20 protein-coding genes are annotated in these 19736 nt (G+C 42.3%); 7 read left to right on the top strand and 13 right to left on the bottom strand.

Going from position 1 to position 19736, the window contains the following annotated elements; translation table 11 throughout:
- The first annotated feature begins 37 nt into the window (after positions 1-37).
- Entirely contained in the window at positions 38-412 is a 375-nt protein-coding gene (locus NSTC731_RS24675; RefSeq protein ID WP_445627225.1) for a type II toxin-antitoxin system RelE/ParE family toxin, read from the top strand.
- Complete coding sequence (locus tag NSTC731_RS24670; protein WP_445627224.1) at positions 409-735, top strand: helix-turn-helix domain-containing protein; 327 nt, start codon at positions 409-411, stop codon at positions 733-735. Before NSTC731_RS24675 ends, NSTC731_RS24670 begins: the two co-directional genes overlap by 4 nt.
- A gap of 414 nt (positions 736-1149) precedes the next feature.
- On the opposite strand, the gene NSTC731_RS24665 is transcribed toward NSTC731_RS24670, so the two are convergent.
- The 5 genes from NSTC731_RS24665 to NSTC731_RS24645 form a co-directional block, all read right to left on the bottom strand.
- Positions 1150-1959, bottom strand: a complete 810-nt coding sequence (locus tag NSTC731_RS24665) for a pentapeptide repeat-containing protein (RefSeq protein WP_445627223.1) — start codon at positions 1957-1959, stop codon at positions 1150-1152.
- A gap of 10 nt (positions 1960-1969) precedes the next feature.
- Positions 1970-2611: a hypothetical protein gene (locus tag NSTC731_RS24660; protein ID WP_445627222.1), complete on the bottom strand. Its 642-nt coding sequence runs from the start codon at positions 2609-2611 to the stop codon at positions 1970-1972.
- A gap of 335 nt (positions 2612-2946) precedes the next feature.
- Entirely contained in the window at positions 2947-3105 is a 159-nt protein-coding gene (locus NSTC731_RS24655; protein ID WP_445627221.1) for a hypothetical protein, read from the bottom strand.
- Positions 3102-3476, bottom strand: coding sequence for a hypothetical protein (locus NSTC731_RS24650; RefSeq protein WP_094353382.1), 375 nt, complete (start codon positions 3474-3476; stop codon positions 3102-3104). The genes NSTC731_RS24655 and NSTC731_RS24650 overlap by 4 nt, the downstream gene beginning before the upstream one ends.
- Before the next feature lie 99 nt (positions 3477-3575).
- Complete coding sequence (locus NSTC731_RS24645; protein ID WP_445627220.1) at positions 3576-3941, bottom strand: hypothetical protein; 366 nt, start codon at positions 3939-3941, stop codon at positions 3576-3578.
- Between the two features lie 547 nt (positions 3942-4488).
- Here NSTC731_RS24645 and NSTC731_RS24640 point away from each other — a divergent pair.
- The 5 genes from NSTC731_RS24640 (at position 4489) to NSTC731_RS24620 (ending at position 11893) form a co-directional block, all read left to right on the top strand.
- On the top strand, positions 4489-5619 hold the full coding sequence (locus NSTC731_RS24640) for a substrate-binding domain-containing protein (RefSeq protein ID WP_445627219.1): 1131 nt from the start codon (positions 4489-4491) through the stop codon (positions 5617-5619).
- 724 nt (positions 5620-6343) lie between these two features.
- Positions 6344-7309, top strand: a complete 966-nt coding sequence (gene nifH, locus NSTC731_RS24635) for a nitrogenase iron protein (RefSeq protein WP_445627218.1) — start codon at positions 6344-6346, stop codon at positions 7307-7309.
- A gap of 566 nt (positions 7310-7875) precedes the next feature.
- Positions 7876-9270, top strand: coding sequence for a nitrogenase iron-molybdenum cofactor biosynthesis protein NifE (nifE, locus tag NSTC731_RS24630; RefSeq protein WP_445627217.1), 1395 nt, complete (start codon positions 7876-7878; stop codon positions 9268-9270).
- Positions 9270-10580, top strand: a complete 1311-nt coding sequence (gene nifN / locus NSTC731_RS24625; RefSeq protein WP_445627216.1) for a nitrogenase iron-molybdenum cofactor biosynthesis protein NifN — start codon at positions 9270-9272, stop codon at positions 10578-10580. Before nifE ends, nifN begins: the two co-directional genes overlap by 1 nt.
- Positions 10581-10633: 53 nt before the next feature.
- The gene (locus NSTC731_RS24620; RefSeq protein WP_445632165.1) at positions 10634-11893 is read left to right on the top strand and encodes a glycoside hydrolase family 10 protein; all 1260 of its coding nucleotides are present in this window, start codon (positions 10634-10636) and stop codon (positions 11891-11893) included.
- Between the two features lie 150 nt (positions 11894-12043).
- Here NSTC731_RS24620 and NSTC731_RS24615 read toward each other — a convergent pair whose 3' ends face one another.
- The 8 genes from NSTC731_RS24615 to NSTC731_RS24580 form a co-directional block, all read right to left on the bottom strand.
- Positions 12044-12634 (bottom strand): hypothetical protein, encoded by a 591-nt coding sequence (locus NSTC731_RS24615; RefSeq protein ID WP_445627215.1) that lies wholly within the window; start codon positions 12632-12634, stop codon positions 12044-12046.
- A 61-nt stretch (positions 12635-12695) separates the two neighbouring features.
- Complete coding sequence (locus tag NSTC731_RS24610) at positions 12696-14177, bottom strand: site-2 protease family protein (RefSeq protein WP_445632164.1); 1482 nt, start codon at positions 14175-14177, stop codon at positions 12696-12698.
- 284 nt (positions 14178-14461) lie between these two features.
- On the bottom strand, positions 14462-15484 hold the full coding sequence (locus NSTC731_RS24605) for a spore photoproduct lyase family protein (protein ID WP_445632163.1): 1023 nt from the start codon (positions 15482-15484) through the stop codon (positions 14462-14464).
- Between the two features lie 103 nt (positions 15485-15587).
- On the bottom strand, positions 15588-15944 hold the full coding sequence (locus NSTC731_RS24600; protein ID WP_104900334.1) for a hypothetical protein: 357 nt from the start codon (positions 15942-15944) through the stop codon (positions 15588-15590).
- Between the two features lie 631 nt (positions 15945-16575).
- Entirely contained in the window at positions 16576-17373 is a 798-nt protein-coding gene (locus NSTC731_RS24595) for a lipoyl protein ligase domain-containing protein (RefSeq protein WP_445627214.1), read from the bottom strand.
- 5 nt (positions 17374-17378) lie between these two features.
- Positions 17379-18617: a bifunctional phosphopantothenoylcysteine decarboxylase/phosphopantothenate--cysteine ligase CoaBC gene (gene coaBC / locus NSTC731_RS24590; protein WP_445627213.1), complete on the bottom strand. Its 1239-nt coding sequence runs from the start codon at positions 18615-18617 to the stop codon at positions 17379-17381.
- Positions 18618-18718: 101 nt separating this feature from the next.
- The gene (gene isiD / locus NSTC731_RS24585; RefSeq protein ID WP_322698325.1) at positions 18719-18931 is read right to left on the bottom strand and encodes a protein IsiD; all 213 of its coding nucleotides are present in this window, start codon (positions 18929-18931) and stop codon (positions 18719-18721) included.
- A 154-nt stretch (positions 18932-19085) separates the two neighbouring features.
- A complete protein-coding gene (locus NSTC731_RS24580; RefSeq protein ID WP_445632162.1) occupies positions 19086-19691 on the bottom strand; it encodes an alpha/beta hydrolase in 606 nt (201 codons plus the stop codon).
- Positions 19692-19736 lie beyond the last annotated feature (45 nt).

Below are 19736 nucleotides of genomic sequence, written 5' to 3'. Positions count from 1 at the left end.
TATTGTCTGACTGGTTTTATAGGAAATTTCATATAAAATGGATGAAGATGAGGATATTATAGAAATTCCTTTACGACCTCTGGTTTGGATGGGAGACTCTCTCAAAAATATCCGTTCATTTCCAGAAGAGGTACGTGCATCAGTAGGCTATGCACTGCAATTGGTGCAAGCAGGGGAAACACCAATGGATGCCAAGCCTTTTAAAGGGGTTGGAAGCGGCGTGTATGAAATTGTCAAACGCTACGATACCGATACTTACAGGGCAGTCTATGCGGTAAAGATTGCAGAGAGAATTTATGTCCTGCACGCTTTTCAAAAGAAATCAAAGCAGGGGATTAAAACTCCACAGGCTGATGTTGACCTCATTAAACAACGCTATAAGGATGCGATAGCCAGGGAGAAACAACAATGACACAGGAACCGATTTTTGAACAAAGCAGTGGCAACGTATTCGCTGACCTCGGTTTGGAGAATGCGGATGAACTTTTTACACGGGGCAAAATAGGGATTCAGGTACTCCGCCTTTTGAAACAACGCAACCTGAAACAGCGTGAAATCAGCGAACTTCTTGGCATTCCGCAGCCAGAAGTATCTCGTTTGATGAAAGGAGAGTTTCAAAGATTCAGCGAGGGCAAACTGCTCATTTTCCTCAAGCGACTCGATACGGAAATCACTTTACATCTTCGCCCTCGTCACGCGCAGGGCGAATCTACTGAAACTGTGATATCGCTATAGGGAAGGATGGAAGCCTGAAAATTTCTTAATTCTTACGGTATATGAAATGGCTCTTGACAATACCACAGACCATTATCCAGCAACGAGGCCACAGTGAAGGGGTTTTATCCGTGAGTAGACGACACCATCGGGCGATCGCTGTGTGTCAATGCCATCCTAGATAGCTCACGCATTAGGCAAGCTAAATGTAACCAAATAATCCTTGTGTGGGGTTGAGGGAGGATGCGCTGCGATTTTCTCTGCAAACAGTCAGAGATGTTTTGCATAAATGGCAGAAACTTGGTATGGAAGGGCTTTGGGAACGACCAGGACGCGGGGGGAAGGCAAAGTGGAAACAATCTTGTCATAGTGTTTTTGGAAGAATGTCTAAAACAAGAACCACGCACCTACAACAGTTCTCAATTGGCTAGAAAATTAGAAAGCGATCGCGCTATTATTAGGCATAATTGTTTCTTGAAGATTTACGCCGCTGAGGTTAGCTCCTCGAATGTCGGCTCCTCTAAGGTTAGTTCCTCTAAGATTCGCCCCTGCCAAATTCGCATCTCTAAGGTTAGTCCAACTCAAGTCAGCTTGAGTCAAATCAGCTTGACTTAGGTTAGCCCGCAACAAGTATGCACCACTTAGGTGAGCTTTGGTCAGATTAGCTTTGTATAGGTCAGCTTTGTAAAGATAAGCTCCTAAAACCTCTGCTTCGTACAAACTCGCCTCGCTAAGGTCAGCCGCAATCAAGTTAGCTTCAATCAGGTTGGCAAAAGAGAGGTTAGCCCTGATCAACTTTGCTGCACCTAAATCGGCATCTCTCAAGTTAGCGCCTTTTAAGTCAGTGCCAATTAGATTAGCAGATGCGATCGCAGCACCTCTAAGATCCACCCCGCTTAAGTCAGCTCCAATCAAATTGGCATGACTCAAATCTGCCTGCGTAAGTATAGCACCACTCAAGTTAGCAACACTGAAGTTAGCCGCACTCAGGTTAGCTTCATTCAGGAAGGCTTTATAAAGGTTGGCACTACTGAGGTCAGCACCACTGAGGTTTGCCCGCACAAGTAAAGCATTACCCAAATCAACTCTTCTCAAATTTACCCCTTGGAGGTTTGCACCTCTGAGGTTATCGCCTTGCAAATTCGCGGCGCTCAGGTCTGGTTCAATCTGGGGATTTTTCTTTCTCCATTCAATCCATTTAACTGCACCTGCTTTGAGTAAAGTTAGATGCTCTCGATTTGCCATTTTCTCTCCTTTACTCCTGACGCCCACCCAGAGAATTTACCCGACCAGCGACACTTTCAATAGCCGTTAATGCTCCCGCTGCTCCTGCTAGGATATCCTGTTCTTGTCCACCTAAGTAAAGCCGTCCAAAACTACCTACAGCTTGAACTTCTAAAATGTTAATCCTCGCTGCTTTTTCCGCTTCATTGGCAGCTAGTGCGGCGTAAGCAGCAGGCTCCACTTCTAATACATACAGCGTTTGACCTGCTAGTAGTAGCTGTCCTCGGCGCGTGCGATTAATTAGTTGGGTTTGATAAGCATCGATGTTGCGGATAATCTGACTAGAAATAACGCGCGGTTTCAGACATTCTTCTCTTCGGACTCCCAGGAACGCCAAAATAGCTTGACCAGCAGCTCTGGTTTCGCCTTGGGAGCTAGAATGAACTTCTAGTAGTCCGTATAGTCTTTCCACTACCTGTACTCCCGGACGGACAGAGGCAGATTTCAGGGCGATATCCGTAATTTTATTAATTTCGATACCAGGAGATATTTCAATCCACAGTGATGTATCTCCTGGTAATGGTAAGAAGCCTTGGGCTACTGTTCCCATATATGCTGCATGTTGAGGTTGCAGGCTGTCGAGAAATACGAAACTGCGTAATTCTATGCCCAAGATTTTGCTCTCCAGTCGTGAGGGTAAAAGTTATCTATATGCGAGATATAAGTGCCTAACTTGACAATATAGGGTATAAAAAAGCGCAAAATCTGTTATACGGATCTATACCCGTGTGTCAAATGGCAATTATAGAAGCTAATGCTTATTTAAAAGACCATCGTCGTCTTGGGATAAAATCTACTTCGAGCGGACGACATAATTTTTGTTTAACACGGCTGCTTTGTAAACATCTTGACTCTTTTACATTACCCCAGTTTTACCCAAATATTTCCCCAACATCTCCCAACCGGAACTGCAAGGATTAGATACCAATAAATATGGCTCTTTCTAGCTTAAGTTGTTTTTCCTAAAGTATTTTCATCCTTATCCTTCCAATCAGGTAAATAAGCAGATACAAAGCACTTAAAGGCTTTGCCGTGATTTGATATTTTGGCGCGATCGCCAATATTCGGCAAAAGGGGCGATCGCGATTTTTCTGGTATATCTATCAAGTACTGGGCAAGTCCCCTTCCGGTAAGACATTATCGATGCTGAGTACCCACGGTATGCCTTTGTCAATTGGAGAACTGACAGTAATTTTAGCTCTGTTAGCAAACTGTTTTAAGCGATCGGCAAATTGGGGAACAGTTTTCATGATATTGCGATAACTTTCCATGTTATTACAAATCAGGATCAACGTCAAAACGCCACTATTGATTTGGAAATACCAATGACAACTCGATAACAAAATCCGTGTCATGCGATCGCACGCTAGGAAAAAGCTTTTTTTCGTTGCTTCTTCAAGTTGTCGAAATAGTATTTCACTTAGCTTGATTGTTTGAGGTGAAGGCAAATCATCTGGATGTAGGCATGGTTGATTCATAAGGTTTTGGCAAGCTTCAAAAGTAACGAAGCTGCGATGAAGATTGGTACTTTTGATTTTTTGCAGATTGAATATTGCAAAAAAATCAGGTTTACTAGGTTATTGTTCTTGAGTAACAATCCACAGCAAGTCTAACCACAACTGGGGATAAGCTTGCTTGAGGTTTGAGAGTGGATCGCGCATCAAGTTATTGGCATTAAAGCAAACAACTTCAACTAGCCCTAAGTATTCTGCTACTTCTTTGAGTAGGTTTTTTTGTTCTACGACAGCATTAATTAGTCTATCAGGGCAATAAATACCAATGTATTTTGTATGGCGGATGCATGTTTTTATATTCATTCTTGTTAAATGAGGATGAGGATTGATTATCTTCACATAACATTGGTTTAACAGGTTCCATACCTGTGGGTGAGTGTGTTCAATAATTACGTTAAATTGCTGGGCTAAGTCTTCTTCGGTAATCATTACTTTCTCCACTACTTTGTTGCCATCTGTTGCATACTTTGGTAAATACCTAATTGATTGTGCAAAAACCTCAAACAGCAATTATTTGCTGATGCTATGTGCATATTCACTTTAGTCAAATAGGTAATTTTTCGTCAGGGCAAAATTTACCCCTAAAAGCGAAATTGGTTGGTATGTTTTCTACTGTTTGTGTTACTCGTCTATCTATCAAGCATCAAAGCTGAAACTAATCTCTAAAACTGTATTAAATATTACTTTTTACCAATTTAGTTGGTAAAGCTTGACTGCAAAATAAATGCTCTGTTTATTGGAGTTTGGGGCTTTTGAGCCAAAATAGCAGGTAAAAAACAACCATCTGCAAAAATAATTTGCGCTTCGCAAGCAAATTGGCAATTTCTGTGATAGTCTTTTTATATGGGGAATCAAGACAGCGAAAGCACAAAAAGTCTTCCAAGAGAAATGATATAAACTCAAAGACCAGACTTTCGCCTTGGCAGATGCAATATTTAAATCCGCTACGGCTTTTTGAAACTAAGAGACAAAGCCAATGAAGCAGGATAGTGACCTCCGTAATAACTTGAAGTCAATTAGAACTCGCTTAGGTATGAGCCAACAAGATTTGGCTAACATTGCTAATGTAACTCGTCAGACTATTAGTGGTGTAGAGTCGGGATTATATGCTCCCTCAGTAGCCATCACACTTCGCTTGGCCAAAGCGCTTGGCTGTCAAGTTGAGGATCTATTCTGGTTAGAGCGGGATTTACCTGAAATTGAAGCCGTTCTTGCCAAACCCGTTCCTAACGGTCAGCAACTGCGAGTTAGCATGGCTCGTGTCGGAGGACAATGGATAGCTTATCCGTTGATTGGTAAGGATGCTTTTCGCCAAGATATGATTCCGGCTGACGGAGAAAGTACAAGCCTTACAGGTACAAATAAAGTTCGAGTCCGTCTTTTAGACGATAATCTCGACACACTTCACAACACCGTTGTGATTGCTGGTTGTGCCCCTGTAATTTCACTATGGGCAAGAGCCACCGAACGCTGGCATCCCCAACTGCGAGTTCAATATAACTTTGCCAATAGCATGGCTGCATTGCACAGTCTATGCAGAGGTGAGGCGCACATCGCTGGGATGCATCTCTACGATCCTGAGACTGGTGAGTATAATACTCCCTTTGTTCGAGATGTTCTGGCTGGGAGGGAAGCAGTTCTGATTACCCTTGGTGTCTGGGAGGAGGGACTTTTGTTAAAGTCAGGGAACCCAATGGGAATTAGAACAGTTAGTGATTTAGTTGCAGGGGCGACTATTGTCAACCGCGAAATCGGTTCTGGTAGTCGGATGCTTTTGGAACAAACACTCCAAAAAGAGCAGATACCGTTCGATGCTGTTCAGGGCTTTGATAATGTACTCAAAACTCACCAAGATGTCGCCCAAGCTGTAGTCAGAGGAGTTGCCGATGCTGGTATGAGTACGGCATCTGTAGCTACCGCCTTTGGGCTGGGATTTATCCCTCTACATCAGTCACGATATGATTTGGTGATTCTCAAGGAATATTTGGAAGAAGCACCTGTACAACAGTTGCTCAGTACTTTGGGACATCGCATGGTTCACTCCCAATTTGAAATTCTTGGCGGTTACGATATCAGCAAAATCGGGGAAGTTGTAGCGACTGTTTAGAGTGGATTGCAATGGTTGGTTGTGTGGTTTAGGGAAAACTTGGCGTAAATTTAAATCCTGCTGCAACCACTCTTTAGGTATGAGCAACCTTCAGGAGATTACAACAACTGATGATGCTCAATTCGTAATTCGGATTTCAATTTGAGTTTCCAGTTTGGAATCTATAGCAATACATCCTTGGGTAAAGACGCGATTCATCGCGTCTCTACAAATGGTCTATTTGTCGCTTTCTTTTTTCCAATTGGTATTAACGTGAGTTCGACGAGTGCTATTTTGACCTCTCCCCCAGCCCCTCTCCTACCAGGAGAGGGGAGCAAAAACTCTCCTTACTGGTTACTCCTCCCTCTCCTTACCCAGACGCACTCGCGTTCGCCTTTTAGGAGAGGCAGGCTGTCCGGGAGAGGTCTGTCGAACTCACGTGGTATTACTACCGTCAGAGAAATCATTTGGATGAGTGGATGGTAATACTTGCAATATTCCTTGAGTGATGTCTTATCGCTCTAGTCATTAGTGAGAAAAAACAATGACTAGTGGCCAATGAAAACTGACCAAAACTTAATTATGTTCTGGATACAGACTCTTTTTGCTGTAGAACGAGCACCTCCAACAACGTTCTACATCAGGTTACTGCTGTAACTTGACAGCACTCTGGTAAGCACTACTTTGTGCCAACGCCTCATCAACTGACAGACCCACCAAACAAACAATTGCAGGATAAATTATCATGTCCGACGACAAAATTAGACAAATTGCTTTTTACGGTAAAGGTGGTATTGGCAAATCTACCACTTCCCAAAACACCCTTGCTGCAATGGCAGAAGTGGGTAAACGCATCTTGATTGTCGGATGTGACCCCAAAGCTGACTCCACTCGTTTGATTTTGCACTGTAAAGCTCAAACTACCGTGCTGCATTTAGCTGCTGAACGGGGTGCTGTGGAAGATATCGAACTCGAAGAAGTGGTAATCACTGGTTTCCGCGATATCAGATGCGTAGAATCAGGTGGGCCAGAACCTGGTGTAGGTTGCGCCGGCCGGGGTATCATCACCGCTATTAACTTCCTTGAAGAAAACGGCGCTTACTCAGATGTAGACTTCGTATCCTACGACGTTTTGGGCGACGTTGTATGCGGTGGTTTTGCGATGCCAATTCGTGAAGGTAAAGCCCAAGAAATCTACATCGTTACTTCTGGTGAAATGATGGCGATGTTTGCAGCTAACAACATTGCTCGTGGCGTTCTCAAATATGCTCACACTGGTGGTGTACGTTTGGGTGGGCTAATTTGTAACAGCCGGAAAACTGACCGGGAAGACGAACTGATTAGCACTCTTGCAGCTAGATTAAGTACTCAGATGATTCACTTCGTCCCCCGTGACAATATCGTGCAACACGCCGAATTGCGTCGGATGACGGTGAACGAGTACGCACCCGACAGCAACCAAGCTAATGAATATCGCACACTAGCAGACAAGATTATCAACAATACAAATCTCGCCGTTCCCACACCCATCGAAATGGATGAGCTAGAAGATTTGTTGATTGAATTCGGTATCCTTGAAAGTGAAGAAAATGCTGCGAAACTAATTAGCCAAGCCGATGCTGTTAAGAAGCAAGAAGATGCTGAAGGTGAAGCCTTAGAAGCACTGAAAAAAGGCAATGTAGAAATAGTTTCCGGTAGCGAGAAAAAGTAAGGTTCTTGTTTAGACTCCGGTGCTAAATACAAAGTAAGTATTAGGTGGGCAAAAAATAGCCCACCCTCTCACCGAAACAGTTCTGAGTGCTAAGTAACATTAGCGGATAGCTAAGGTTTAGTGCGTGCTGAGTAAAAAGTAAAATTAGACCGACTAAGCATCAAATTAGTTTTGAGTAGCGAATGCCTCGGCTAAAAGTAGGAAGATTCATTAATATTACTTATTCATTACTTCTTACTCAGGACTCAGCACTCATCACTCCTGAAAAATCTTTTAAAATGGAGGTAATCGAATAGCCAATCTTAAATTTTGTTTGTTTCAACTTCACCGTGCTAACACTAATTTCTCAAGGTTTACACAGCAAAATTAATACTTGAATAGTCTAATTCGTGTTTTTGTTTTCTCTTTCTCTAACCTAGTTGGTGTTTATGTTTTAGGGGATGTAAAATTCTCTTTATCATTCCCTTTTATTGCATATTTTAAATACACGGTTAATAACTTAAAAATTTATGAAAATTTAAAATTTACTTAACACCTAATAACTTCTACCTATTGTCACCAAACAAATGAATCCTACCCCAGAAAAAATCAACGATTCACTCAGTGACTCCACTTCTGAAGATACTCGTCAACAGCAGAAACTGCATAAAAAAAAGTCCTCCACACAATTACCCCAACCTGGAACTACTCAAGGGAGTTGTGCTTTTGATAGTGCAATGATTACCCTAGTACCAATCACCGATGCTGCTCACGTAGTTCACGGGCCAAGCGGCTGTGCTGCCAGTATTTGGGGAAGTTACAGCAGTCTCTCTTCTGGTTCGATGCTGTACAAAATACGCTTTACCAGCGATATCGATGAGAACGATATCATCTTCGGTGGAGCCAAAAAACTGTACAAAGGCATTTTAGAATTAGCAAGACGCTACAAACCATCGGCGGTATTTGTTTACTCCACTTGCATCACCGCTTTGATTGGAGATGATATCGAAGGAGTTTGCAAAGATGCCACCGAGAAAACAGGAATACTTACTATCCCTGTACATTGTCCTGGCTTTATTGGGAACCAAAATTTGGGCAATCGTGTTGCTGGTGAAGCATTGCTAGAACACGTTATTGGAACATCTGAACCAGAGACTAGTACACCATACAACATCAACTTGATTGGTGAACATAACATCGCAGGTGCAATATGGAATGTTCTACCGTTATTGGAGAAATTAGGTATCAGAGTTTTGGCAAAAATTACAAGCGATGCTGTGTACAAAGAAGTTTGCTACGCTCATCGTGCCCAACTTAACGTCATACTCTCTTCCAAAGCACTCATCAACGTGGCAAAAGGGATGGAGAAAAAATATGGCATTCCCTATATTGAAGAGTCTATCTATGGTATAGAGTCAATCAATCAATGTTTAAGGAATATTGCTGCAAAGTTGGATAATCCTGATTTGCAGGAACGTACAGAAAAGCTAATTGTAGAAGAAACTGCTGCAATAGATGAAAAACTTGCTCTGTATATTACCCGATTACAGGGTAAGCGCATTATCCTTTCTATTGGAAGTTTCAAGAGTTGGTTGATTATCTTTGCTGCTAAAAAATTGGGGATGGAAGTTATTGCTATTCTGACTAAGAATAATACTGATGAGGATCAAATTAGAGTCAAAAGTTTGCTGGGTCAAGATGGCATAATTTTAGAACAAAATAGTCCTGAAGAAATCCTACAGATAATTAACGAAAATCACGTTGATATGTTAATTGCTGATAAACGCCATCAAGACACCTCTCTCACTGCTAGGATTCCATTCTTAGATATTAATACTGAACGCAATCATGCCTATGCGGGCTATATAGGAATTTTAGAAATAGCACGAGAACTGTATGCCGCTTTTTACAACCCTGTATGGGAGCAAGTATACCAGCCAGCCCCGTGGTCAGCAGAAAATTCTTCTGAGGAGAAAATTTGATGGCGATTATTAGCGTTACGAGTACATCTGTTGCAGTTAATCCCCTGAAGCAAAGCCAAACTGTGGGTGCAGTTTTAGCCTTTTTGGGGTTGAAGGGAATCATGCCTTTATTACACGGTTCTCAAGGCTGTACTGCTTTGACTAAAGCAGTATTAGTACAACATTTCCGTCAGACAATTCCTCTTTCCAGTACAGCGATGACCGAAGTTGCAACTATTTTGGGGGGCGAGGAAAGAGTTGAACAAGCAATCTTGACTTTGGTGCAGAGATCCAAACCAGAAATTATTGGTCTTTGTAGCACTGGGCTGGTGGAAACCAGAGGCGATGATATGGGGCGTTTTGTGAAGGAGATTCGTCACCGTCATCCAGAACTGGATTATTTACCAATTGTGCTTGTCTCTACACCGGATTTCAAAGGTACATTACAGGATGGCTTTGCTGGTGCAGTTGAGAGTATAGTCAGGGAAATTCCTCAAAAAGGCTTCAAACAAGACCCTTGTCCCACACAAATCACTATTTTGGCGAGTTCTGCCTTCACACCAGGGGATGTACAAGAAATCAAAGAGATTGTCACCTCTTTTGGACTTGTACCTATTGTTGTACCCGATCTTTCTAGCGTACTAGATAGTCATATAGAAGATTCTTCTAGTGCCATAACAGCTAATGGCACAAATGTAGTACAGTTGCGCTCAATTGGTAGTTCTGTATTCACTTTGGTACTAGGTGATAGTATGCGGGGTGCAGCACAAATTTTGGAGCAAAGATTCAATATACCTTATGAGGTATTTGGTGAACTGACGGGACTAGCAGCAGTAGATAAATTTCTGCAAGCTTTGGCGGATATTAGTGGTGTCAGCGTACCACAGAAATATCGCCGTCAACGCCGTCAGTTACAACATGTGATGTTGGAAAATCACTTTTACTTTGGGTGCAAGCGAGTTTCTTTGGCGCTAGAACCTGATTTGCTTTGGTCAACAGTTGCTTTTTTACGATCGCTAGGAGTTGAAATCCACGCAGCAGTGACAACAACACGCTTTCCTCTGTTAGAAAAACTTCCAATTAAAAGCATCACTATCGGCGATTTGGAAGACTTTGAGCAACTGGCGGTTGGATCTGATTTGCTAATTACCAACTCTCATGGAGTGGCGATCGCTCAACGCTTAAAAATTCCTCTCTACCGTCAAGGTATTCCGATTTTTGACCGCTTAGATTATGGTCAGTTTACCAAAGTTGGCTATCGAGGTACTATGCAACTTTTATTCGATATTGGCAATCTGTTTTTAGAGCAGGAAACAAAGGTTAAGCATTAATATTAGTTATCATGCCGATGTTTCCTTCAGTGGCACAGATATTCTAAATAATGATGAAAAGGTTTGTAAAGTGGTGTGTTGAATTTCTTTCTTGGTGGAATATTCGCCAAAGTAGAAAGTTTCTTTTGTTTGTCGTTACGCTGACATTGAGCGCGATCGCGACGCTGATTTTGTCGTTCCCTTTGAACGCTCAAATTAATCTACCGTCAACGCCAAAATCTGAGTTAAGGGGAGTGTGGTTAACAAATATTGATAGTGATGTGTTATTTGAGCGCGATCGCCTCAAGGGATCTTTGCAACGGCTTGATGAACTCAATTTTAACACCGTATATCCGGCGGTTTGGAATTGGGGATATACATTGTATCCTAGCAAAGTTGCCCAAAAAGTTATTGGGCGATCGCTCGATCCCACACCCGGATTGCAAGGGCGAGATATCCTCAAAGAAATTGTTGATGTGGGACATCAAAAAGGGTTAACAGTGATTCCCTGGTTTGAATTTGGCTTTATGGCACCAGCGGATTCTCTATTAGCTAAAAATCGTCCCCAATGGCTCACTAGTCGCAGCGATGGGACTCGGATTGTCAAAGAAGGGACACATAATCGCGTTTGGCTAAATCCCTTTCGTCCAGAAGTACAACAATTTATTCAAGATTTAATCGTTGAAATTGTTAGAAACTACAATATCGATGGTATTCAATTTGATGACCATTTTGGCTTACCATCAGAATTAGGATACGATACCTATACAGTGGCACTTTACAAAAAAGAACACAGTGGTAAAGCTCCCTCCAAAAACTTCAAAGATCCAGAATGGGTACGCTGGAGAGCTAACAAAATCACCGAGTTTATGAAACGGGTATTTACAGCTATCAAAGCTACTAAAAAAAATTGCCTGGTTTCCGTTGCTCCTAATCCTCAGCGTCTTTCCTACGACTTCTTTTTAGCAGACTGGCAGAAGTGGGAACGGCTGGGAATTGTTGAAGACTTAGTTTTGCAAATATATCGGGATGATTTGAATGTTTTTATCAGCGAATTAGAGTATCCAGAAGTGAAAGCGGCAAAGAGCCATATTCCAGTCAGTGTAGGCATTTTGGCTGGTTTGAAAAACCGATCCATACCAATCCAGCAGATTCAAACACAAGTGCAAAAAGTACGCGATCGCAATTTTGCTGGAGTCTCCTTCTTTTTCTATGAAACCCTCTGGAACATGAGCAAAGAAAAGCCTCAAGAGCGTCAAACTGCCTTCCAGAAAATTTTCCCCACACCAACAGCTTACCCGAATTTGCTAGCAGGTTGGAAACCATTCAGTTAATTTTCTTCATAAGCTGTCGGTGAACATATCACTTAATTACAGTGAAGGTTCACTGACAAGAACTTAATAATTTATCTTGAAATGAACTAAGTTTTTTAGTAAAAAAGCAACTGATTGGAGAATATTTCTATTTTTTAATTTCAGAGTTAGTTAAATTGGTAATACTTGTATTGTGTTGGCAGGGCACTTTACTACACTGTTTATATATTCTGGTTGAGAGGGTAGCTCATAACTTTCTTTGTTTCGACAGACAATACTTATCATTTTAAGTTGCTTGTACCCATTCATGCAAACAGCAAAGACTGCTCCAACATACGACCTAATTTCAAAGCCGAACATACCACCGCAGTCGTCTTGAACGGCATAGCTATAAACAGCATCAATACTTGTCTGAGAGAAAACTTTAGTATCTGTTTGAGTATAGTAACGATAGCATTTTTGTGTTCCAAAAATTGGTGGAAATGAGCCATACTTAGTTGCTTGTTCGTCAGGAGGTTTAAAAAAACTTTTGTGCTTTAAGAAGTAGTTATTTTGAGTCTTAACTTTAGATATAATATTTTTTTCTGCTTCTTTCTCCAGTCTTGATATTTGTTTTTGCTGCGCCTTATTTTCATCTTCTTTCTCACACCCACCAAGAAGGAAGTTTAGAGAAATAATACTAAAAAATAATAATTTTAGATAAAGGTAAATAAATTGATTACTATAATTACAAATCAGGTTTAACTTTTCTAAATATCGCATGTACTTCACTTCTAACTCCTGTACAGACGCGATTAATCGCGTCTGTATTCTTAACTCACCACTATCCTATTCCTAAACGCCCAGCCAAGCCGGGAGTCAGGGGTAGAAGCGTAGTAATCATCAAGAATAGAGCCAAAAGACCCAAAGCGGCTCTAGCATCATCAGGTTCAGTGATTTCATTTAAGCTGGGGCGTTCTTGATCTCGTTGCAAAAAGAAAATCACGATCGCCCAATACATGGCAAGAGTATTACCGAGAGACACTAGCGCTAGTAAAATTAAAGTTGCGATCGTTGCTCGTCCTGCGGTTTTGCGTCCATAAATCGCCTGAATAATCCGCCCACCATCTAGTTGTCCTGCGGGCATTAAGTTCAAAGCGTTAATTACTAACCCCAACCAACCAATCACTACTAAGGGATGAACGCTTACCAGGGATGACTGCAACGCCGAACCAAGGACAACTCGCGCCAAACTTCCCACCAAAATCGACCCTTGGAAAAACTGATTGGGCAATTGAAATAAACTACCTGGATGAGAAAGCAGCAAGCCCGTCACCAACATTAACAAAGAGACAATACCACCTGCGGCTGGCCCTGCTAAGGCAATATCAAATAATACCTTGCGGTTGGGCAACAGAGATTCAAAGCGGGTAATTGCACCAAAAGAACCAATTTGCACTGCGGGGAGAAAAAAGGGCCAGCTAAGGCGAATTTGGTGACGCTGGGCAAGTAACCAATGACCAATTTCGTGAGCTACTAAAATCGCAAATATTCCCGCGCCTATGGGCAAAGCTTCTTGAAACCGCCCTGGATTGGCAAAAAAATCAAAATTTAGCAGTAATCCCGCAGCTTCTAAACTTGTAGCAATGGTCGCTATCAACAGAACACCTGCAAAGGCTTTTTGCGATAACAACATCGGCCGGGGATCGTTGCGGCTCGGTAGGACAATCACTACAGGTCTACCGTCTGTATTTTCCACTAAAAACAGACGATATTTATCGCCAAGGCGTTGTTGTAAACTTGCAGTTAGACGGTTGTGAGTCTCTTCTGGTTCTCCCCGTAGATTGCCTTTAAAAATGGCTCCATCTTGGTAGGCGATCGTTTCTGTAGCAAAAAATGTATCGATACCGAAAATACCTTTAACTGCATTCAAGTCTTCTTCTGGTATCGGCGGAATCTCTGGTTTCAGTTCTGCTACTTTTGGTTGTGGGGAATTTGCTTCAAGTGAGGAAGCAGCAGCGAGTCTTTCTGTGGCGCGTTGCTTGAGGATGGCATCTTGCCCAGCTTGGCGTAACTGTCTGCCCAAGTAGACGTACAATCCGGCGGATGTGACCACTAAGAACAATATACCCGCTATATTGATGTAAATCCCTGCGGCAAACAATCCAAAAAACAGGAGCCAGGGAGTCATCAACACCACCGACTGTAACCAGGCTAAGATTCCCAGTTTACCAAAAGGTCTGGCGCGATAAAAGCCCCAGCCCAAAATGCCTAAAGCTACCAGTAGGATTGCCGCCAGGATAGAAGTTTCTGATAAAGTAAACATCTCCAAACCTTTGCTATTGAGACTAAGCCAGAACAAGTCCGGTATTGCAGATACACTTATTAATGTATAACGCCGCCTGTCGTCTGCCCAAATTATCCCGCTTTGCGTGGGCGTAGCCAAACCCAGGTCAGGGGTAAAAAAGTTCGTAGTCAAAACTTTAGTCCTAGATTTTTAAGCACGCTTTGTGCCTGAGCAACCGGAAAAAAGAGCGATCGCATCATATATCAATCGCTCTCTCGTGCAATAATTAATTTGCTCAAACTCTATATGAGCGAAATATTCTTCTAAGTCCAATAAAGAATTTCAGCATTTGGAAAGCGCCTACTAATCTCACTCTCAAAAAAGCTACGCAACGTCTTCATTGTGTCCTTCTCATAAACGTATTTCGTCCCACCAAACTTATTACGCTTGACACTGCGTTTTGCCTCATCCATTTCTAATTTTGATTGCGGATACCAAGTTTGTAACACTTCTTTTGATCCAGGTGTGAACCGATGCGAGATCAACTCAAAGGTAAGGTTACAATCAAAATCCAGTGCCTCGTTTATTTGGTCAAACAAACGACTATAGTGCATCTGCCAATCGTCTATCGGCATAATTGGCGCAATGACCAAGCCTACTGGATAACCGCCACCGCCACGCTCTCGTGGTAGCGCCAACCGTCGCAATGCATTTAGTCTGGATGCTACGGATGCCGTGCCACCTTCAAACTTACCAGAAATCGGTGCGGCATTAACGCTCATTCGACAGCGAGTATGCCCATTGTGTGGTAAATCGAGTAATCCATCCACAGCATCAAACTTCGATACCCAACGTAGATGCGCATTGCTACGAGTGCCAAAGTGACGGATACATTCAGCAAGACTTCCAGTTAAATGCTCAATACCCAATGGGTCAGTGTAACAGCTAACTTCAAAACTTGTAGTTTTACCCTGTTGCTCGTAGTTAGCTAAGTTTTCTAATATCTGCGGTAAGTTGGCAAAAGCGCGGATGACAGGTGGTCCCGACAAGCTACCTGCTAAGTAGCAGTATTGACAATGAGCCGGACAACCTTCGGCAAGGTGAAACTGCCAATCCGCAGAAGGTGGGATCGGACTCAGTTTAAAAGAACTAGGGGGTGCAGTAACCACCGCTAAGGTACGCTTGGCGATATTGTAAGTATCCCGCTCAGATTCACCGCGCAGTCCCTTCAGGCGGTTCTGTGATAGTTCTTCTATTGGTAAGTTGAGTGACTGCACACGTTTAAGAATCTGCTGCCCCCAATCTTCATCTAGGGCAGCAGGTGTAAACAGTACCCGTTCAGGTATCCACAACCTTGGCGATCTTGTTTGTGTATCTGATACTGAAACTTGGTCTGTAATGGTATTCAGCAATATCTTTCTCCGTTGTTTAGTTTGCTGATTTCTGCAATTAATTTTCCAGGACTTGCTTAATTCGTCGTTCTAACAAATCGAGATCCAAACTGCCTTCATCACGGTTAATTCGGCGCACAGTGGAATTAACATTGGCCAAATTAACCAATAAATCTTGAAGAATTTCCTGCTGCTGACGGGCTTGAGTAACTTCGCGTGGTTCCTGTACTAAATCACGCACAATGGTATCTTCAGCGCGAGAGGCGATAATGGGATCGTTTTGCCCTTGAACGTGAACAAAAGTTCGTCGCCCTGGGCCTCGCTCCTCTTCTATTGGTATAACTGCTGTTACTTGGTCAGAACGCACATATTTGCCAAATCCTAAATGGACTAGTTCTGATGAGAGGATTTTCATATAATTGAAGCGTTATTTTTATGTCTTACTTATATTGTAAATTCTAGAAAAGTGACTTAAAGCTATGGAGCATACGGGTTATACCCAATTCAAGGTAGTAGTTTCCTTTCCCAATTGCTACTTGATGTCTCTATGTCAATCACACTATTTTTACCAGCTTTGGGGCTTGTTCTGGGTTTTAGCAAGCTCAATAAACTCAAGTTTAAGGTTGCAGTCTTAACCTTGGCTTGTTAAGTACAGCATTTCATTAATTCGTAGCGAATTAAATTTGGTAATCCCTTGTAATGGCAATGCGTCCCCTTGCAATGCTAATACCAATTCAATTAATAATTGCAACATATCCTTGGGTAAAGACGCGATGAATCGCGTCTCTACAAATGGTCTATTTGTCGCATTCTTTTTTCCAATTGGTATAATACATCGACCGCATTGTTAATGTGTGCCCTTGCAATGCCAATGCGTCGGGATACATTCTAACAGTCATCTTTGTGGGAGTTTGATTGTAAATAAATTAGTAGCCTCTTTCTAAACTGGCAGGATTGTTTAATCTTGCTCTGATTCAATGTCCTCATCTGCGATCGCTCTCAAAGGTGTGATTACTCCAAAAAAACTTTGACTTTCTACGTGTTTCTTACATAACCTCAAGTTTGGGAATAGGCGAGCGCACTTCATAAAGCGATCGCAATTTGAGGATATCTTGCCATTCAAGATCGGTAAATGCTTGGGTAACTAATTCTATACCAAAGTACTGTTTTGCCGTCTCTGTCAATGTCTCCACAATCTTTGCAATCCAGTCATCTTGTTCCTGTGTGTTGCAAAGTGAGGTATTCCACGGAGCAGGTTGTTCAAAGATTTTCTGAAATAAACCTTTGTCTGTAGATAAAATCATCGAGCCGTGTTGCAGAATTGTATTTCTTCCCTTGCGTTGGGCGCTACCAATAAATTTACTTCCATCGGCAGTAACTAAGTCGGCTGCTGTTGCTGTGTTGAAACAACTGGGATTATGAATGTAACCCCGTCCAGCAGAACCATAACTTAACTCAATACCCAAGCTTTGCCAGCCTTGGATCAAAAAATTACAGATTTTTTCATAAGTACTCCAGCTTTTTCCACTACTAGCTGAGGTAATCAGGGCGTAGCTTAAGTCTCTTTGGTGGAGAACAGCCCTACCACCCGTTGGCCGACGAACTAGATCGAGTACCTTTCCCTGGTAAATCAAATTATGCCACTGGGCAGGCCATTGTTTTTGCAAATGTCCTAAGGAAAGAGCATAAGGACACCAGGTATAAAAACGCAAGGTAGGTGGGTGCTGTCCCTTTTCAAATTGGTTGAACAACCAAGCATCGATCGCCATTTGCACTCCCCCTGATGTCTGAAGCATTGGGATGAAACGCCAGGTGGATGGTGATTCGGTTGCTAGTTGTCTCATAGGTTTCAGACTATAGAAAGAAAATCAAATAATTGATGCGCCATTTCTAATTTAGAACAAGGTGCAATTTCTACTTGATTTCCTTGTATATCTAAAAATATCGCTTGATTATTATCGCTACCAAAACCACTATCCGGCCGATCGATGGGATTGGCAACAATAACATCGAGTTTTTTATTCTGTAATTTCTCTAATGCAGGCTTGACAATATCTCCACTTTGTGCTGCAAAACCAATTAATATTTGATGCGGCTGTTTGAGTTTTGCTAATTGAGCGACTATATCTGGTACGGGTTCCAAGGGTAAAGTTTGGGGGAGCGATCGCTTGGGTAATTTTTCTGTACTATAATCTTTTGGCTTCACATCGGCCACGGCTGCTGACATGACAATGATATCAGCGTTGGGTAAACATTCCACCATCACGTGCTGCATTTGGTCGGCACTAACAACGGGAATCGCTTGTACTCCCAATGGTACATCCCAACTAGCTGGGCCATGTACCAGAGTGACGTTTGCGCCTCGGTGAAATGCGGCTTGTGCTAAAGCTAATCCCATTTTACCTGTGGAAGGATTACCAATAAACCTCACTGGGTCAAGAAATTCTCGCGTTCCCCCAGCACTAATTAAGACTCGTTTATCAACTAAATCTCGTTTGCCTTGAGTGTGTAACAGCGATTGGATGTGAGCGAATATTTCTGGAGGTTCTGCTAATCTACCAGCACCGATGCGATCGCACGCTAATAATCCTGATGCTGTATTCATCCCATGATATCGGCTATCGATTAATAACTGTTGCCAATTCCGTTGCACCGATTGCTGTTCCCACATATCAGTATTCATTGCCGGTGCTAACAGCACGGGACAAGTAGAAGCCAGCACAGTATTTGTGAGTAAATTATCAGCCATCCCGTAGGCTAATTTGGCTAATGTATTAGCTGTTAAAGGGGCAATTACCATCACATCTGCCCATTCACCCAACTCAATATGTAACGGACGAGAGTGAGTTGATTGCCAGAAATCATCATCTGTGTAGGCGGGATGACGAGATAAGGTGGATATTGTCAGAGGCGTGATAAATTTTTGCGCCGAACGGGTGAGGATAACTCGAACCTCTACCCCACTTTTAAACAGCGTCGAAACCAATTCACAGATTTTGTAGGCGGCGATACCGCCACCTACAGCAATAAGAACCCTGTTCAATTTTAGATTTTGGATTTTGGATTTTGGATTTAAAGGAGATTGCATTGGTACTTTCGGATTAAGCAAGTGATACATTAACCCCTGATAATCTCTGATTGTAGCCAGTTGACCCCAATCTAAAATCTAAAATTTAAAATCCAAAATTGTTACGCTTCATCGTAGGGTTCCAAGTCTAAGAGGTAGATATAGGGTTCAACTAACTCCGGACGCTGAAATGCGATCGCTCGCAATAGATGCCAATCATTTAAACCCTCAAAAGCATTACTATAATTATCCAGTTCCAGACGTGTAGCTAGTTTTTCTACTTCCACTGCACTCATGGCAGCAATTTCTTTTTGGGAAATGCTTAGAGTTGTCATAATACTTGCCCCTCCTTATGCAGCACTCGCCTTCAGCATGGGTTAAGTTGCGCTCTTTCGCAGCCACCCAATATATATTACTCATTAGAAGTCATTAAGTTCGTGAAAATTGTCAGAATTTGTACCAGAATTTATAAAAAATTCGTAATCCTGACTAAGCAATTGTATTTACAACGAAATTTCGTAGCACTTCTAACGTTTTTGGATCTATTTCATGCCCCATATCAAATTCGTGGTATTCTACCGCCACTCCTAAAGACTTTAGAGTTTCTCGTGCCTTCAAAGCAGCTTGCAGGGGAACAACTTCATCATATTTACCGTGAGTGATTAAAGTCGGCGGAATCGCACTTTTAGCTGCCGTTAGTGCGTCAGGATGTAAATACCCGCTCATGACAACTAAACCTGCTAAGGGTAATTTTGAGCCGACATCTAAAGTCATGGCTCCGCCTTGAGAAAATCCACTCAAAATGGTACGTGACAAAGGTATGCCAGTGGTACTTTCTAAAGATTCCAAGAAATCCGTTAGCAGTTGCCGACTTTCTGGCAACCCTTGATACATATTTTCCCCCCGCAGGTCATACCATGCCCTCCCTATCGGGGAATAGGGATAAGGATAAGGTGCATTGGGCAATACAAATTGGTAATTGGGTAAGTTGAGCAAGGGTAACAAAGATGCTACATCCTGAGCATTGGCTCCCCAACCATGCAAAGTGACAATTAAGCCTGCTGGGAGTTGAGAAGTCGCTGTGGGAACGGTAATAGCTTGTAAAGACAGAGGTTTGCTCCTAAAATTCTACTTTTATAC

It is taken from the genome of Nostoc sp. DSM 114167, from assembly GCF_052692655.1.
The sequence above is the reverse complement of the archived record's forward strand: the minus strand, read 5'-3'. Positions and strand labels throughout refer to the sequence as shown.

Coding starts and splice junctions, on each gene's coding strand:
- NSTC731_RS24645 (WP_445627220.1), bottom strand. CDS start 3,941: ATGATTACCGAAGAAGACTTAGCCCAGCAATTTAACGTAATTATTGAA.
- NSTC731_RS24615 (WP_445627215.1), bottom strand. CDS start 12,634: ATGCGATATTTAGAAAAGTTAAACCTGATTTGTAATTATAGTAATCAA.
- NSTC731_RS24675 (WP_445627225.1), top strand. CDS start 38: ATGGATGAAGATGAGGATATTATAGAAATTCCTTTACGACCTCTGGTT.
- NSTC731_RS24620 (WP_445632165.1), top strand. CDS start 10,634: ATGAAAAGGTTTGTAAAGTGGTGTGTTGAATTTCTTTCTTGGTGGAAT.
- NSTC731_RS24650 (WP_094353382.1), bottom strand. CDS start 3,476: ATGAATCAACCATGCCTACATCCAGATGATTTGCCTTCACCTCAAACA.
- nifN (WP_445627216.1), top strand. CDS start 9,270: ATGGCGATTATTAGCGTTACGAGTACATCTGTTGCAGTTAATCCCCTG.
- coaBC (WP_445627213.1), bottom strand. CDS start 18,617: ATGCAATCTCCTTTAAATCCAAAATCCAAAATCCAAAATCTAAAATTG.
- NSTC731_RS24665 (WP_445627223.1), bottom strand. CDS start 1,959: ATGGCAAATCGAGAGCATCTAACTTTACTCAAAGCAGGTGCAGTTAAA.
- NSTC731_RS24600 (WP_104900334.1), bottom strand. CDS start 15,944: ATGAAAATCCTCTCATCAGAACTAGTCCATTTAGGATTTGGCAAATAT.
- NSTC731_RS24595 (WP_445627214.1), bottom strand. CDS start 17,373: ATGAGACAACTAGCAACCGAATCACCATCCACCTGGCGTTTCATCCCA.
- isiD (WP_322698325.1), bottom strand. CDS start 18,931: ATGACAACTCTAAGCATTTCCCAAAAAGAAATTGCTGCCATGAGTGCA.
- NSTC731_RS24670 (WP_445627224.1), top strand. CDS start 409: ATGACACAGGAACCGATTTTTGAACAAAGCAGTGGCAACGTATTCGCT.
- nifH (WP_445627218.1), top strand. CDS start 6,344: ATGTCCGACGACAAAATTAGACAAATTGCTTTTTACGGTAAAGGTGGT.
- NSTC731_RS24640 (WP_445627219.1), top strand. CDS start 4,489: ATGAAGCAGGATAGTGACCTCCGTAATAACTTGAAGTCAATTAGAACT.
- nifE (WP_445627217.1), top strand. CDS start 7,876: ATGAATCCTACCCCAGAAAAAATCAACGATTCACTCAGTGACTCCACT.
- NSTC731_RS24610 (WP_445632164.1), bottom strand. CDS start 14,177: ATGTTTACTTTATCAGAAACTTCTATCCTGGCGGCAATCCTACTGGTA.